Genomic DNA, 14,547 nt, shown 5'->3' on the forward strand with positions numbered 1-14,547 from the left:
AGTATAATTAATATTCGATAGCAATAAAATGAATTGTGATCGATTAGTTATAATCTTGCGTTGCATTGCAAAATCCATATCTTAGCATCAGCATGGAAGCTAAAAACAACCCCAAAACCATACGGGCCTGGGCTATGTTCGATTGGGCAAACTCATCGTACAACCTGGTTATCACCTCAACTATTTTCCCGGCCTATTTTACAGCTATAACCACCACAAAAGCGCATGGCGATGTGGTTACCTTTTTCGGTCATCAGTTTATTAATACGGCGCTATCTAATTATGTATTGGCTGCTGCCTATTTGCTGGTGGTGCTTATGCTGCCTATTTTAACTTCCATTGCCGATTATAAAGGCAACAAAAAAAGCTATATGCAATTCTTCACCCTAATGGGCGGTATCGCCTGCTGCGGGCTATATTTCTTTAAACTAAGTACACTCGAAGCGGGGATGATCTGTTTCGGCATTGCAGCAATTGGTTATTGCGGTGGCTTCGTATTCTATAATTCATACCTTCCACAGATAGCCACGCTTGACAAGCAGGATGCCGTGAGCGCCAAAGGTTTTACCTACGGCTATATTGGTAGCGTAATACTACAGATCATTTGCTTTGTGTTTGTATTATCGCCCAAAACATTTGGCATTACAGATGCTACCTTCCCGGCACGGTTGTCATTTTTATTAGTTGGCATCTGGTGGATGGCCTTTGCGCAGATCCCTTTTGCGCGTTTACCTAAAGGAGAGCCTAATGCCTCAGTATCGCCGGACTATAATGTAATAAGTGGCGGTTTTAAAGAGTTAGCACATGTATGGAAAAAGGTAAGATCGATGCCCTTATTAAAGCGTTATTTGCCTGCATTCTTTTTTTATTCTATGGGGGTGCAAACCATTATGCTGGTGGCAGCTAACTTTGGTGCTAAAGAATTAAAGCTTCCCGAGGAAAGCCTGATCGGGGTGATACTGGTGATTCAGCTGGTGGCCATAGGCGGTGCTATGCTAATGTCTAAACTATCTGATAAGTATGGTAATGTAAAAGTATTGATAGGCGTGGTATTCATCTGGATCTTCGCTTGCGTTGCTGCCTACTTAACCACCAATGCTACGCAATTTTATATGCTGGCTGTTGTAGTCGGTTTAATTATGGGGGGCATCCAGTCCCTATCCCGGTCTACCTACTCTAAATACTTACCGCAGGACATTACCGATACGGCATCGTATTTCAGCTTTTATGATGTTACGGAGAAGCTGGCCATCGTGATCGGGCTTTTCTGTTTTGGTTTTGTAGAGTCATTAACCCACAGTATGCGCAATTCGGCATTGATATTGGCTGTATTTTTCGTTATAGGCTTGGTTTTATTATTTTCATTACTGTCTGCCGAACGGAAAAGTCATAAAAATTCGGAACTTAGCGGTTTGTAATCTAATAGAGGCTAATGAAGGTTGAGTTATTTATCCCGTGTTTTATTGATCAGCTATACCCAGCTACTGCGTTTAATACGGTAAAGGTATTGGAGAAAGCCGGTTGCACGGTAACTTACAACACAGCGCAAACCTGCTGCGGCCAGCCAGCCTTTAATGCCGGTTTTTGGGACGAAGCCAAAACCATAGGCAGCAAATTCCTGGATGATTTCTCTGCCGATGGCGTTATCGTTTCTCCCTCTGCCTCTTGTACCGGCATGGTGCGCAATTATTATAACGATTTGTTTACCAATACAACCGCCCATAATAAATGCCGCTCTATTCAGGCTAATATTTATGAGCTGTCAGATTTTTTGGTAAACATCCTAAACGTAGATTATTTTGGCGCCGAGTTGGAAGGCCGGGCCGTATACCACGATAGTTGCAGTGCCCTGCGCGAATGTAAGATTAAACAAGAACCCCGTCAGCTTTTGTCAAAAGTACACGGACTCGAGCTTTTCGACCTGCCCGATAATGAAACCTGCTGTGGTTTCGGCGGTACGTTTGCCGTAAAGTTCGATGCGATATCCAGCGCCATGGCCCAGCAAAAGGTTGATCATGCCATGTCTGTCCATGCAGACTATATTATCTCTACCGATGCGTCGTGCCTGCTGCATCTGCAAAGCTATATCGATAAACAACAACTGCCGCTTAAAACTATGCATATTGCCGATGTTTTGGCAGGTGGTTGGGGGAATATATAGAATTCGGATTTCGATTTCAGATTTTTAATTAATATTAAAAAAACCTGTCATAGGGAGGTACGAAGCAATCCCCGATATACAGAGAACTCCATATAGAATTCGAGATTGTTTCGTACCTCGCAATTACGTGCAAATGGTAAATCCGAAATCGAACATCCGACATCCGAAATCACTCAAATTTATCGTATCTTTGCAGTTCGAAAATAAATCACTTTGTAGGTGATTGATTATTTAAATTTTATTGAACAATAAATCATAGTTGTAGATGATTAATATTACACTTCCAGATGGTTCCGTTCGTCAGTACGACAAAGGAATCAGTTCCATGCAAATTGCACAATCCATTTCCGAAGGTTTAGCACGTAATGTATTAGCCGCCGAAGTAAACGGCCAGGTATGGGATGCAAGCCGCCCGATCGAAGAAGATTCGAACGTTAAATTACTAACCTGGAATGACGATGCCGGTAAGGCCACCTTCTGGCACTCATCCGCCCACTTAATGGCCGAGGCCTTAGAGGCACTTTATCCTGGTACCAAATTTGGTATCGGCCCTGCTATCGAAACCGGTTTTTATTACGATGTTGATTTCGGTGATCAGGAGTTTTCTTCAGATCATTTTAAACAGATCGAAGATAAAATGCTGGAACTGGCCAAGGCTAAAGAGGAGTTTATCCGCAAGCCGGTTAGCAAAGCAGATGCTATTGAATATTTTACCGATAAAGGTGATGAGTATAAGCTGGATCTGATTAAAGACCTGCCCGATGGCTCTATTACGTTTTATTCACAAGGCGAATTTACCGACTTGTGCCGTGGTCCGCATATCCCTAATACAGGTTTTGTAAAAGCTATTAAGCTGATGAATACTGCAGGTGCCTACTGGCGCGGCGACGAAACCCGCAAGCAATTAACCCGTATTTACGGCGTTACTTTCCCTAAGCAAAACGAGCTTACCGAATATCTGCGTGTTATTGAAGAAGCCAAAAAACGCGACCACCGTAAACTGGGTAAAGAGCTTGAGTTGTTTGCATTCTCTGAAAAAGTAGGCATGGGCCTGCCATTGTGGTTGCCAAAAGGCACCGCACTGCGCGAGCGTTTGGTTAACTTTTTACAGCGTGCACAAAGCAAAGCAGGTTACGAACAGGTAATTACTCCGCACATTGGGCATAAAAACCTGTATGTAACTTCGGGCCACTATGAAAAATATGGTAAGGATAGCTTCCAGCCGATAAAAACTCCGCAGGAAGGGGAGGAGTTCTTCTTAAAACCGATGAATTGCCCGCACCACTGCGAGATCTATAAAACGAAACCACGCTCTTATAAAGACCTTCCGGTTCGTTATGCAGAGTTTGGTACCGTATACCGTTACGAGCAAAGCGGAGAGCTGCATGGCTTAACCCGTGTACGTGGCTTTACGCAGGATGATGCGCACTTGTTTTGCCGCCCCGACCAGGTTAAAGAGGAGTTTATGAAGGTAATAGACCTGGTATTGTATGTTTTCTCGGCCCTTGGCTTTGAAGATTATACTGCACAGATCTCTTTACGTGACCCTGAAAACAAATCGAAATACATTGGCAGCGACGAAAATTGGGCATTAGCTGAGTCTGCAATTATGGAAGCAGCCGCAGAAAAAGGGCTGAATACTGTAGTTGAGTTAGGCGAAGCAGCTTTTTATGGCCCTAAGCTCGATTTTATGGTGAAGGATGCCTTGGGTCGTAAATGGCAGTTAGGCACCATCCAGGTAGATTATAACCTGCCAGAACGCTTTGAGCTGGAGTATACAGGCAGCGATAACCTTAAACACAGGCCGGTGATGATTCACCGTGCGCCATTTGGTTCATTAGAGCGTTTTGTGGCTGTATTAATAGAGCATTGTGCCGGTAACTTCCCGTTATGGTTGTCGCCCGATCAATATATTATTTTGCCGATCTCGGAAAAGTTCGAAGATTATGCAAAAAACCTTTCAGATGAATTAAAAAATTCCGATATTCGCGGGCTAATTGATTTCAGAGATGAGAAGATAGGCAGAAAGATTAGAGATGCTGAAATCAAAAAGATCCCATATATGTTAATAGTGGGCGAGAAGGAAGCAGCCGAAGGCACAATTTCCGTTCGAAAACACGGTACTGGCGACTTGGGAAGTTTAACCATTGAGGATTTTAAACAACAATTAATTAAAGAAACAACAGTATAACTTGGCATTAAGTAAACCAAATTTTAGCAGGGGGCCACGCCCTCCCTTCAAAAAAAAGGAAGCTGAACATAATATCAATCAATTTATCCGGGCTCAGGAAGTTCGCCTCGTTGGTGATAACGTAGAACCCGGTGTTTATTCACTACGGGATGCATTGGCAATAGCTGAGCAACAGGAACTGGATTTGGTTGAGATATCTCCAAATGCTGTACCTCCGGTTTGTAAAGTTACTGACTATAACAAATTTATCTACGAGCAAAAGAAAAAGCTTAAGGAGATAAAGAACAATGCAAAACAAACGGTAATTAAAGAGATCCGTTTCGGGCCTAATACCGATAGCCACGATTTTGAATTTAAGCTGAAACACGCTATGAAATTCTTGGAAGATGGCGAAAAGGTGAGGGCATACGTACACTTTAAAGGGCGTGCTATTGTTTACAAAGAGCAGGGTGAGATATTACTGTTACGCTTTGCGCAGGCTTTAGAAGAAGTAGGCAAAGTAGAGCAATTACCAAAACTGGAAGGTAAGCGGATGTTTTTAACCGTTGCACCTAAGGCAGGTAAAAAGTAATTGTTAGAAAAACGAATTAAGAAAAACGTAGTGCATACTACGTCTAACAACAATAAATAAATAGAGTTATGCCAAAAATGAAAACCAATTCCAGTGCCAAAAAGCGCTTTAAGCTTACTGGAACAGGTAAAATCGCTAGAAAGAACGCATACAAAAGCCACATCTTAACCAAGATGTCGACAAAACGTAAACGCGCCCTTGGTCACACCAGTATGGTATCTAAAGCTGACATGGGTAACGTTAAACGCATGCTTTGTATCGGCAAGTAATTTCTAAAGGAAACAAATTTTTTAACCAGGTATTAGAGTTTTAAAGTTCTGTAAAAAGGCACTCACTACCAAAAACGCAAAAAAATGCCACGTTCAGTTAACGCAGTCGCGTCGAGAAGACGCCGGAAAAAAATCATGGTCCTTGCAAAAGGATATTATGGTTCAAGAAGCAAGGTTTATACCGTTGCAAAAAACACAGTTGAAAAAGGTTTACAGTATGCTTACCGTGACCGTAAGACTAAAAAGAGAGAATTCAGAGCTTTATGGATCCAACGTATTAACGCTGGGGCCCGTCAGTATGGAATTTCTTACTCACAATTAATGGGTAAATTAAACGCTAAAGAAATTGGTTTAAACCGTAAGGTTTTAGCTGACTTAGCGATGAACCATCCTGATGCTTTTAAAGCTATCGTTGACGCTGTTAAATAAGCGGCAATAACATATTGTAAAAAAGGGTCCCCATCATTGATTGGGACCCTTTTTTTATTAGCTTTATTTTATAATTGATATGAAAAAACTATTAGTAATTGCCCTTTGTTTCCTCATTACCTCATGCGGAAAATACGTTGGTGATAATGCGCTGCAAAGATTTGTAAAAAGCAGTTTAAAGGATAAAAAGCAAGGAACTTTAAAGCTTAGTGCTTATAATGAAGTACAATGGGATAAGGTATATATACTGGGCCCTTATACCAACAAAAAGAATCTGGATGCCGATTTGAAGGCTTATTATACTGATATTATTGAAAGCGAAGTAGAATCTGACGACCAAGTTTGCTTTGTAATGCTATATAAAGGTAAAGAGCTGGTAGGCAAAGCCACGTTTAACAGGCGCTATTATGATCTGGAAGCGCTTACCAAATTTACTACCAACGCTAAAATTGCACCCTACAGTAAAGAGGATGCTAACTTTCCCTTTGCCGATGTTAAAAATATTTATATCATCAGGCAGCGATAAAAGCATTTAATTAAATAGAAAAACCCGCCATAACAGCGGGTTTCTATTTATATGTTTAACGCTAACGGGTTATTCTTCTACAATAATAACGGCACCTGCATCTTCAATATCCATATACTGTTTAAAGTTGCGTACATCTTCATTAACCATGCTTCTAAAAACGGGGCTTAGTATGTGGGCAATACCGGTACCAACACCACCTGCAGGCGGCTGATAGCTAATTACCACATCAACCAGTGTAGAGCCTGGTATTGGGCCGTCTTTAAAGCGCACTTTACCGGCATTGTCAATAGTAGAATCTGGTAGCGAGCTCCAGCCGATCATTTCGCCGGGCTCGTCTTTTACAATCTCGGCATCCCAACTTACGGTGGTTACATTGGCAGGTAATTTAAGCACCCAGTGCGAACGTTTACTATCCAATACTTCAACGCTTTCCAGGTGCCTCATAAACAAGGGAAGGTTATCCAGCTGTCGCCAAAAGGCATAAACCTCATGCCTTGGTTTGTTTACTGTGAAAGACGATCTGATATTTACATTTACAGGTTCGGTGCTTACTTTGCCCATTTGCGTATACAATTCGCAATGCCCTGTAATGCCCCGGTTAAGCAGGTAACCACCCGCACCCATTTTTATAATACTTGTAAACGGACTTTTAAATAAATGCGTAAGACCCGAAAAGGCCAGTTTAACCCCCGCTGCTATTGAAACATAGCGCTCAGTCCATTCTAAATTTATATGAGCGTTATCTTCGCCATGATACATGGTGGTTCGCTGTAATGCTGTAGTTGCCATCTTAAATTGTTTAAATAGGTATACAGATTAAACAGCAGAGCTATAGGTATGTTTTCTTTTAATTTAAATTGATTAAAAGGTAGTTAAAGATGGTTAGTAGTTAAACTTAAATTTCGACAGGTTGGGCTGAAACTTTTTAGGGCGGTTTAACTCATCTAAGTAGATCACATGGCCCAGGTTCTTTAAAAATGGTAGGCAAATAGTTTCATACTCATACTTATCATCGTTGTAAATTCCGTCTTCGTTTGATTGTATAACGGCCGACAACATAAACTCTACCTTGTTGTCAAAATCAACGATGTAAGCATTATCAATATCGTATCCGTATGAATCACCTACCTTATTAAAGATCCGGATATTGGGATTTATGGTTGCGTCTTTTTCTGCTCCATAGTATAAAAACTTGCAGTAAGCAGGGTAGTAGCCGGGTTGTTTATAAGCAGGCCATTTACTTTCGGTAGGGTACATACTCATGTAATGGTAAATAAGTTGGTAATCGGCAGGGGTTAAATTATATTGCTGATCTTTAGGGAAGGCCTCTGGGAAAAGCAATCGCTTTAGCACCATTTGTTGGTCGGCAAGGGGATATGCGTTCTTATCGTTAAAGTTAAATGGCTGCATTACCAACTGGCCGTTGTTATCTATATAGCCCTTGCCTTGCATGGTGTTTTCTAAGTCCATAGGGTAGTCTGCCTTATCATATTGTGCAGATGCGGTGTATACCAGTTTCTTACCTTTGTAAAAGCGGATGGGGTTAGTGGTGCGGGCATTATCTCCACCATCGCCCACAGCCAGTCGGCCTACAATGCGTGTGTTAGTAAGCTGGTACTTTTTTAGCTTGGTATTAATCTCTGCGCGGCCCACAAATTCATATAAGCGGTTATAAGCATCATTATCACTTACTAATAGTATCTTCTTAATATATTGCTCTATACTGGGTTTGCCATTGCGGGCTGTACTATCAGCAGTAACTTTGGTTTGTTTGGTAAAACCACTATCAGTCAGCATAGTAGATTTTTTTGTTAGTCTTTTTACGTGTAATTCATTCAATTTTTCCAGCGCAAAGATTGCTGTAGGCAGTTTTATAGTACTTGCCGGGTAAAAGTAGTGGTGAGGGTTTAAACGGTAGCTATAAGAGGTAAAGTGAGGTATGTTATGCTCGTCGCGGTCTATCCGGGTGTATAATATTTGCACTTCGTTTTGGGTTGGATGCTTTAGTATACCTTCAAACATTTCGGAGTGTGCCAGCAATAAGTTTTTCAAAAACACGGTATCTGTTTTTTGACTAAAAGCAGACATAGAAATAAACAATGCAAATAAAATTAGTAAGCGTTTCATTATCAATATTAACAGTTCTAAGATAGTCATTGTAGTTGTGAAATATTTTCTCAATTGTTAATAACTCGGCCTTTTGTTAAAAACTATCGTGCCTAAACTGCCCATTTTTCCTTTAGATTTGATTCAAGTTCATTACAACAATTTCTCTTGGCTCACGGCCTGCAATAAGCGTTTCGTGAGAAAAAGGCAAAAAAGAGCTCCTTGTGTGCTCCTGAAATTATAAAGCCAAACCTGCCAAAAGAGATTTATTTGTTAAAACTTTCACGATTAGGGTTTTTGATAAAGCCAACCACACTTGCCGGTATTTTTCTGGTGCTAGTACAGTTGTCTCCAATCAATTCCTTACTCAAAACATAAATATAATTGCTATGGAACAGGAAGAGTTATTACTGAGGGAAAATAAGGATCGATTTGTGATCTTGCCTATCAACTATCCCCAAATTTGGGAGATGTACAAAAAACATGAAGCCAGTTTTTGGACTGCTGAGGAAATTGACCTGAGCGGCGATATGAAAGACTGGAACAATTTGAACGATGGCGAGCGTCACTTTATCTCACATATCCTTGCGTTTTTCGCAGCTAGTGATGGTATTGTAAATGAAAACCTGGCCGTAAATTTCATGAGCGAAGTGCAGCTTCCTGAGGCGCGTTGCTTCTATGGTTTCCAGATCATGATGGAGAATATCCATTCAGAAACCTACGCATTGCTTATTGACTCATATATTAAAGATAATACCGAAAAAGACCGTTTGTTCCACGCTGTAGAAACGGTGCCTTGTGTAAAACGCAAAGCAGAGTGGGCTTTAAAATGGATTGAGAACGGAACCTTTGCTGAGCGTTTAGTTGCATTTGCTGCGGTAGAGGGTATCTTCTTCTCGGGTAGTTTCTGCTCTATCTTCTGGTTGAAGAAACGTGGTTTAATGCCAGGTTTAACTTTCAGCAACGAACTGATTAGTCGCGATGAGGGTTTACATTGCGAATTTGCTTGTTTGCTTTATGGCATGTTGAGCAACAAACTAAGCGAAGAGCGTGTGCATGAAATTATACTGGATGCTGTAGTAATTGAAAAAGAATTTGTTACCGATGCATTACCGGTTGATCTGATCGGGATGAATGCACGCCTGATGCAGCAATACATTGAATTTGTGGCTGATAGATGGCTGGATGAATTGGGTTATGCTAAAGTTTATAACGCAACCAATCCATTTGATTTTATGGAGATGATTTCATTACAAGGTAAAACCAACTTCTTTGAAAAGCGAGTAGGCGATTACCAAAAATCTGGTGTATTGGCAACCAATACTAAAGACAGCCAGGCGTTTTCGTTAGACGAAGACTTTTAAGAAATAATTATCAAATAGATTTACAGAATTTAAAATAGGAGGGACACACATGTTTGTACTTAAAAGAACAGGGAGCAAGGAAAGCGTAAAGTTTGATAAAATAACGGCACGCGTACAAAAGTTATCTTACGGCTTAAGCCCGTTTGTTGACCCCATTGACGTTGCCAAAAAGGTGATTGAAGGTTTGTACGATGGCGTAAGCACTACAGAGCTGGATAGCCTGGCTGCCGAAACTGCTGCATCATTAACTACCAAACACCCGGATTATGCCTTACTGGCCAGCCGTATAGCGGTAAGCAATTTGCATAAAAACACCACCAAGTCTTTCTCTGCCACAATGGAGAGACTGTACGATTATACCGACATACACACCGGCCGTAAAATGCCTTTGATCGCTGATGATGTAATAGACATTATTCGCAAGAATGCGGACATACTGGATAGTTCTATTATTTACGACCGCGATTTTGGTTTTGATTACTTCGGTTTTAAAACCCTCGAAAAATCATACCTGTTACGTGTTGAAGGCAAAATTGCCGAACGCCCGCAACATATGTACATGCGCGTTGCCGTAGGTATCCACAAAGAGGATATTGATAGCATTATCAAAACATACAATCAAATGAGCGAGCGTTGGTTTACCCATGCTACGCCAACCCTGTTTAATGCCGGCACTCCTAAGCCGCAAATGTCGTCATGTTTCTTGCTTTCTATGAAAGACGATAGCATCGATGGAATTTATGACACCCTTAAACAAACAGCAAAAATTTCACAAAGTGCCGGTGGTATCGGTTTAGCTATCCATAATGTACGTGCAACAGGCAGCTACATTAGCGGTACTAATGGCACCAGCAATGGTATTATCCCAATGCTGCGTGTGTTTAATGATACAGCCCGTTATGTAGATCAGGGTGGTGGTAAACGCAAAGGTGCCTTTGCCGTTTACTTAGAGCCCTGGCATGCAGATGTGTTCGATTTTCTTGACCTGCGTAAAAACCACGGTAAAGAAGAAGCCCGTGCACGTGATTTATTCTATGCCCTTTGGATCTGCGATTTGTTTATGAAACGCGTGGAAGACAATGGCGACTGGAGCTTGTTTTGCCCGCACGAAGCGCCAGGTATGTCTGAATGCTTTGGAGCAGAATTTGAAGAACTATACCACCGTTATGAAAAAGAAGGCCGTGCCCGTAAAGTGATCCGCGCGCAAGATCTTTGGTTTGCCATCCTTGATGCACAGATAGAAACCGGTACACCATACCTGTTATATAAAGATGCTGCGAATAGCAAAAGCAACCAGCAAAACTTAGGTACTATTAAAAGCAGTAACCTGTGTACCGAAATTATGGAGTACACCAGCCCCGATGAGGTAGCTGTTTGTAACCTGGCTTCATTGGCATTGCCTCGCTTTGTAATCAACGGCCAGTTTGATTTTGATAAACTATACGAGATCACCTACGATGCTACTAAAAACCTTAACCGTATTATAGATAACAACTATTACCCGGTAGAAGAAGCCCGTACATCAAACATGCGCCACCGCCCAATTGGCTTAGGCGTGCAAGGTTTGGCCGACGTATTTATTTTACTGCGCTTACCGTTTGAAAGCGAGTTGGCTAAGGTATTGAACAAAAATATATTTGAAACCATGTACTTTGCCGCCATGACGGCAAGTAAAGACCTGGCCATACAAGAGGGCGCTTATGAAACTTTTAAAGGTTCTCCACTGTCAAAAGGTAAATTCCAATTCGATTTATGGGATGTTAAACCAACAGACCGCCACGATTGGGAAGGTTTACGTAAGGATGTGGTTAAACATGGTGTACGTAACTCGCTGTTGATGGCGCCAATGCCAACAGCATCTACCTCACAAATATTTGGTAACAATGAGTGTTTTGAACCATATACTTCAAACATTTATACCCGCCGTGTATTAAGCGGTGAGTTTGTGATTGTGAACAAGCATTTACTGAAAGATCTGGTTAATTTGGGCTTGTGGAATAACACCATGAAAAACAGCATTATTGCTGCCAATGGTTCTATCCAGCATATAGCTGAAATTCCATCTGAGCTGAAAGAACTGTACAAAACAGTTTGGGAAATTAAACAACGCAGCCTGATTGATATGGCTGCAGATCGTGGCGCGTTTATTTGCCAGTCGCAATCATTAAATCTGTTTGTTGATAGCCCTAACACATCGAAACTAACCTCCATGCACTTCTACGCATGGAAAAAAGGTTTAAAAACCGGTATGTATTACCTGCGTACCCAGGCAGCTACGCAAGCCGTACAGTTTACTGTAGAAAAACAAGGCAGCAAGGAAATGGAAGCAGTTATCCCGTTGCCAGAACCTAATGTACAAATGAATGATCTGGACAGCATTGAACTTACCCAAACCAGCGGCCCAAGCTGCAGTATGGAAGAAGGTTGTGTAACTTGTTCATCATAAACTATAAAAGGATTTTATCAACCTTAATTTTAGCCGGGCCGTTTGCAAAAGCAGCCCGGCTTTTTTGTGAGATAATTTATCGATATCGCTAAATGTCGGTTTGTTATATTACTTTTGCGAAGCTTTTAGGTTTCTTACCATAAACAGTAAGGATTAAAAGGGAATCCGGTGTAATTCCGGAGCTGTCCCGCAGCTGTAAGTCCGGCCTTTGTTATACAGAGGTCAGTTGATCCATTTAGTCACTGTCCCGATTCTGTATCGGTATGGGAAGACGTCAACGTAGGATGAGCCAGAAGACCTGCCAAAAGTGTTATCAATTCATAGCTTTCGCGGATTGAAGCTTGGGTGAAATACTATAACTGGTCAGTTATTTGACAGGTTGTATTCCATTCGTTTTTCTCCGTTGTTATGCTTGAATTTTTTGAAAAATGGAAAAACTGGCATTCGGCATCAATATTAAGCGCAACTATTATCACGATACGTTGAAGATTGGATTTGCTATTTTTTTAATTCTTTTCTCATCTCAACTTAAAGCACAGCAGGATACTACCCATAAGCTCAAAGAAGTTAATGTAACATCATTAAGCGCTCCCAATGTTCAAACCATTGTGCCAGTTCAGCAAATATCCAGTGCAGATTTTAGCCATTACGCCGCTTTAACAGTAGCCGATATTGCCGCCAACTTTGCCGGTGTCAACATGAAAGATTATGGTGGAGTCGGTGGGTTAAAAACGATATCTGTACGTAGCCTCGGTGCCAGCCATACGGGTGTTTTGTATGATGGTGTTGTGCTAAACGATGCCCAGAACGGACAAATTGATCTGGGTAAATTCAGCCTTTATAACGTACAGTCTATAGCGTTATATAACGGGCAGGCTCCAGGTATTGTGCAGCCCGCACGTTCATTTGCATCGGCCAGCATATTGGATATTAAAACGATAAGGCCACAGCTAACTGAAGCTAAACCTTATCTTATTTCTGTAGGCGCAAATGGCGGTTCTTTTGGGCTGATCAATCCTTATCTGCAATGGCAGCAGCGTATATCTAAACAATGGTCGTTTGTGCTCAATGGTAATTATACTTATGCCAACGGGCAGTATAAATATAAAGAGACAGGGGATGGATCGGACACACTGGCTATCCGCAGAAATAGCGATATCAAAGCCCTGCAAACCGATGGTGCGTTGTATTGGGCCAAAAGCGACAGTAACAAGTTTAAAATACAGTTTAATTATTACAACAGTGATAGGGGATTGCCCGGCCCTGTAATTTATTATACTACAGCATCTAATCAGCGGCTTCAAAATCACGACTTGTTGGTACAGTCTGCCTACGAGTACATTGCGCCAGGCAGTTTCCATTTATTAATTAACAGTAAGTACTCGCAAAACTATTTGCATTACACCGACCCCGATTATTTAAATAATGCAGGTGGCGTTAACGAGCATTATATGCAGCATGAGTTTTACCAATCGGCTTCAGTGGGGTATCATATCTTGAAAAACTGGGAGGTTTCGTATTCTTCAGATGCGGCACTAACCAACTTGTTCAGCGATGTGTATACCAGTTATTACCAATACGCATTCCCAACAAGGCTAACCTTGCTAAACGCCGTGGCTAGTGATCTTAATTTTAACCGTTGGCATTTTCAAGCGAACCTGTTAAGTTCATATATTAGAGATCATGTAAAAAATGGTGTGGCAGCCGATTCTAAATCTGCTTTTACACCAACTATTGCTGCCACTTTTCTGCCGTTTAAAAGCTCGGGGTTGCAGCTAAGGGCATTTTATAAAGATATTTTCCGTAACCCAACATTTGCCGAACAGTATTACTACGCTATCCGGCCACGTATCTTAAATCCCGAACGTACCAAACAATATGATATCGGGGTAACCTACCAAAAAAGCTTCGATGGTTTTGTGCACGATGTTGCAATTACTGCCGATGCCTATTACAACAATGTACATAATAAAATAATCTACCTGCCAACGCGCTCGCCCGAAACACCATCTGTTACCAATTTAGGCAAGGTTGATATTAAAGGGGTAGATGTAACATTAAAAACAAATGTTATCCCTGCTGCAGGTTGGATGGGCATCTTCTCGCTTAACTATACCTATCAGCAGGCGTTTGATGTTACCAGTCCCGATGACTCATTTTACAAGAATCAAATTCCATACACGCCTAAAAACCTGATTAACTTAAACGCTGGCATCAATCATGGCATTTGGGGGCTGTACTATAACGGAACATTATCATCATCCAGATATTATGTAAGTAATAATACGGCGCAGTATTATTTACCCACCTATAATGTAAGTAATGCTTCGCTGGTATATAAAATTTTGGCTAACAAGCTTCCTGTAAATGCTTCATTTGAGGTAAATAATATTTTCAATGAGCGTTATGTAGTTGTATACAGTTACCCAATGCCAGGCCGCTCATACAGGCTTTCTTTTCAAATAACAATTTAATCATAAA

General features: G+C 41.3%; 12 protein-coding genes and 1 riboswitch. Of the genes, 10 read left to right on the forward strand and 2 right to left on the reverse strand.

What is annotated here, in order from left to right; genetic code table 11:
• Positions 1-92: 92 nt before the first annotated feature.
• The 7 genes from RG47T_RS07820 (at position 93) to RG47T_RS07850 (ending at position 6,147) form a co-directional block, all read left to right on the forward strand.
• Positions 93-1,418: an MFS transporter gene (locus RG47T_RS07820; protein WP_074488897.1), complete on the forward strand. Its 1,326-nt coding sequence runs from the start codon at positions 93-95 to the stop codon at positions 1,416-1,418.
• Positions 1,419-1,432: 14 nt separating this feature from the next.
• Positions 1,433-2,161, forward strand: coding sequence for a (Fe-S)-binding protein (locus tag RG47T_RS07825; protein WP_074488898.1), 729 nt, complete (start codon positions 1,433-1,435; stop codon positions 2,159-2,161).
• A 265-nt stretch (positions 2,162-2,426) separates the two neighbouring features.
• A complete protein-coding gene (thrS, locus tag RG47T_RS07830; protein ID WP_074488899.1) occupies positions 2,427-4,352 on the forward strand; it encodes a threonine--tRNA ligase in 1,926 nt (641 codons plus the stop codon).
• A gap of 1 nt (position 4,353) precedes the next feature.
• Positions 4,354-4,923, forward strand: a complete 570-nt coding sequence (gene infC, locus RG47T_RS07835) for a translation initiation factor IF-3 (RefSeq protein WP_074488900.1) — start codon at positions 4,354-4,356, stop codon at positions 4,921-4,923.
• A 68-nt stretch (positions 4,924-4,991) separates the two neighbouring features.
• Positions 4,992-5,192, forward strand: coding sequence for a 50S ribosomal protein L35 (rpmI, locus tag RG47T_RS07840; RefSeq protein WP_074488901.1), 201 nt, complete (start codon positions 4,992-4,994; stop codon positions 5,190-5,192).
• An 84-nt stretch (positions 5,193-5,276) separates the two neighbouring features.
• Entirely contained in the window at positions 5,277-5,621 is a 345-nt protein-coding gene (gene rplT / locus RG47T_RS07845; RefSeq protein ID WP_074488902.1) for a 50S ribosomal protein L20, read from the forward strand.
• 79 nt (positions 5,622-5,700) lie between these two features.
• Positions 5,701-6,147 carry a hypothetical protein gene (locus RG47T_RS07850; protein ID WP_074488903.1) on the forward strand — a complete coding sequence of 149 codons (447 nt, stop codon included), beginning with the start codon at positions 5,701-5,703 and terminating at the stop codon, positions 6,145-6,147.
• Positions 6,148-6,216: 69 nt separating this feature from the next.
• On the opposite strand, the gene RG47T_RS07855 is transcribed toward RG47T_RS07850, so the two are convergent.
• Both RG47T_RS07855 and RG47T_RS07860 read right to left on the reverse strand, forming a co-directional pair.
• Positions 6,217-6,939: an SRPBCC family protein gene (locus tag RG47T_RS07855; RefSeq protein WP_083627336.1), complete on the reverse strand. Its 723-nt coding sequence runs from the start codon at positions 6,937-6,939 to the stop codon at positions 6,217-6,219.
• A 93-nt stretch (positions 6,940-7,032) separates the two neighbouring features.
• A complete protein-coding gene (locus RG47T_RS07860; protein ID WP_074493245.1) occupies positions 7,033-8,277 on the reverse strand; it encodes a serine hydrolase in 1,245 nt (414 codons plus the stop codon).
• Between the two features lie 368 nt (positions 8,278-8,645).
• Here RG47T_RS07860 and RG47T_RS07865 point away from each other — a divergent pair, with 368 nt between their 5' ends.
• From RG47T_RS07865 to RG47T_RS07875, 3 genes are all read left to right on the forward strand, one after another.
• Positions 8,646-9,620, forward strand: a complete 975-nt coding sequence (locus tag RG47T_RS07865; protein ID WP_074488904.1) for a ribonucleoside-diphosphate reductase small subunit — start codon at positions 8,646-8,648, stop codon at positions 9,618-9,620.
• 49 nt (positions 9,621-9,669) lie between these two features.
• Positions 9,670-12,066 carry a ribonucleoside-diphosphate reductase subunit alpha gene (locus RG47T_RS07870; protein ID WP_074488905.1) on the forward strand — a complete coding sequence of 799 codons (2,397 nt, stop codon included), beginning with the start codon at positions 9,670-9,672 and terminating at the stop codon, positions 12,064-12,066.
• Between the two features lie 110 nt (positions 12,067-12,176).
• A riboswitch (cobalamin riboswitch) is annotated at positions 12,177-12,386 on the forward strand.
• Positions 12,387-12,494: 108 nt separating this feature from the next.
• Positions 12,495-14,540, forward strand: a complete 2,046-nt coding sequence (locus RG47T_RS07875; RefSeq protein WP_074488906.1) for a TonB-dependent receptor — start codon at positions 12,495-12,497, stop codon at positions 14,538-14,540.
• Positions 14,541-14,547 lie beyond the last annotated feature (7 nt).

It is taken from the genome of Mucilaginibacter polytrichastri, assembly GCF_001911425.1.
Classification (GTDB): Bacteria; Bacteroidota; Bacteroidia; order Sphingobacteriales; family Sphingobacteriaceae; genus Mucilaginibacter; species Mucilaginibacter polytrichastri.

Bases quoted from the DNA above. Each gene is read 5' to 3' on its own strand.
- rpmI (WP_074488901.1), top strand. From the start codon at position 4,992: ATGCCAAAAATGAAAACCAATTCCAGTGCCAAAAAGCGCTTTAAGCTT.
- RG47T_RS07850 (WP_074488903.1), top strand. From the start codon at position 5,701: ATGAAAAAACTATTAGTAATTGCCCTTTGTTTCCTCATTACCTCATGC.
- rplT (WP_074488902.1), top strand. From the start codon at position 5,277: ATGCCACGTTCAGTTAACGCAGTCGCGTCGAGAAGACGCCGGAAAAAA.
- RG47T_RS07875 (WP_074488906.1), top strand. From the start codon at position 12,495: ATGGAAAAACTGGCATTCGGCATCAATATTAAGCGCAACTATTATCAC.
- RG47T_RS07820 (WP_074488897.1), top strand. From the start codon at position 93: ATGGAAGCTAAAAACAACCCCAAAACCATACGGGCCTGGGCTATGTTC.
- RG47T_RS07855 (WP_083627336.1), bottom strand. From the start codon at position 6,939: ATGGCAACTACAGCATTACAGCGAACCACCATGTATCATGGCGAAGAT.
- RG47T_RS07870 (WP_074488905.1), top strand. From the start codon at position 9,670: ATGTTTGTACTTAAAAGAACAGGGAGCAAGGAAAGCGTAAAGTTTGAT.
- RG47T_RS07825 (WP_074488898.1), top strand. From the start codon at position 1,433: ATGAAGGTTGAGTTATTTATCCCGTGTTTTATTGATCAGCTATACCCA.
- RG47T_RS07860 (WP_074493245.1), bottom strand. From the start codon at position 8,277: ATGAAACGCTTACTAATTTTATTTGCATTGTTTATTTCTATGTCTGCT.
- RG47T_RS07865 (WP_074488904.1), top strand. From the start codon at position 8,646: ATGGAACAGGAAGAGTTATTACTGAGGGAAAATAAGGATCGATTTGTG.
- thrS (WP_074488899.1), top strand. From the start codon at position 2,427: ATGATTAATATTACACTTCCAGATGGTTCCGTTCGTCAGTACGACAAA.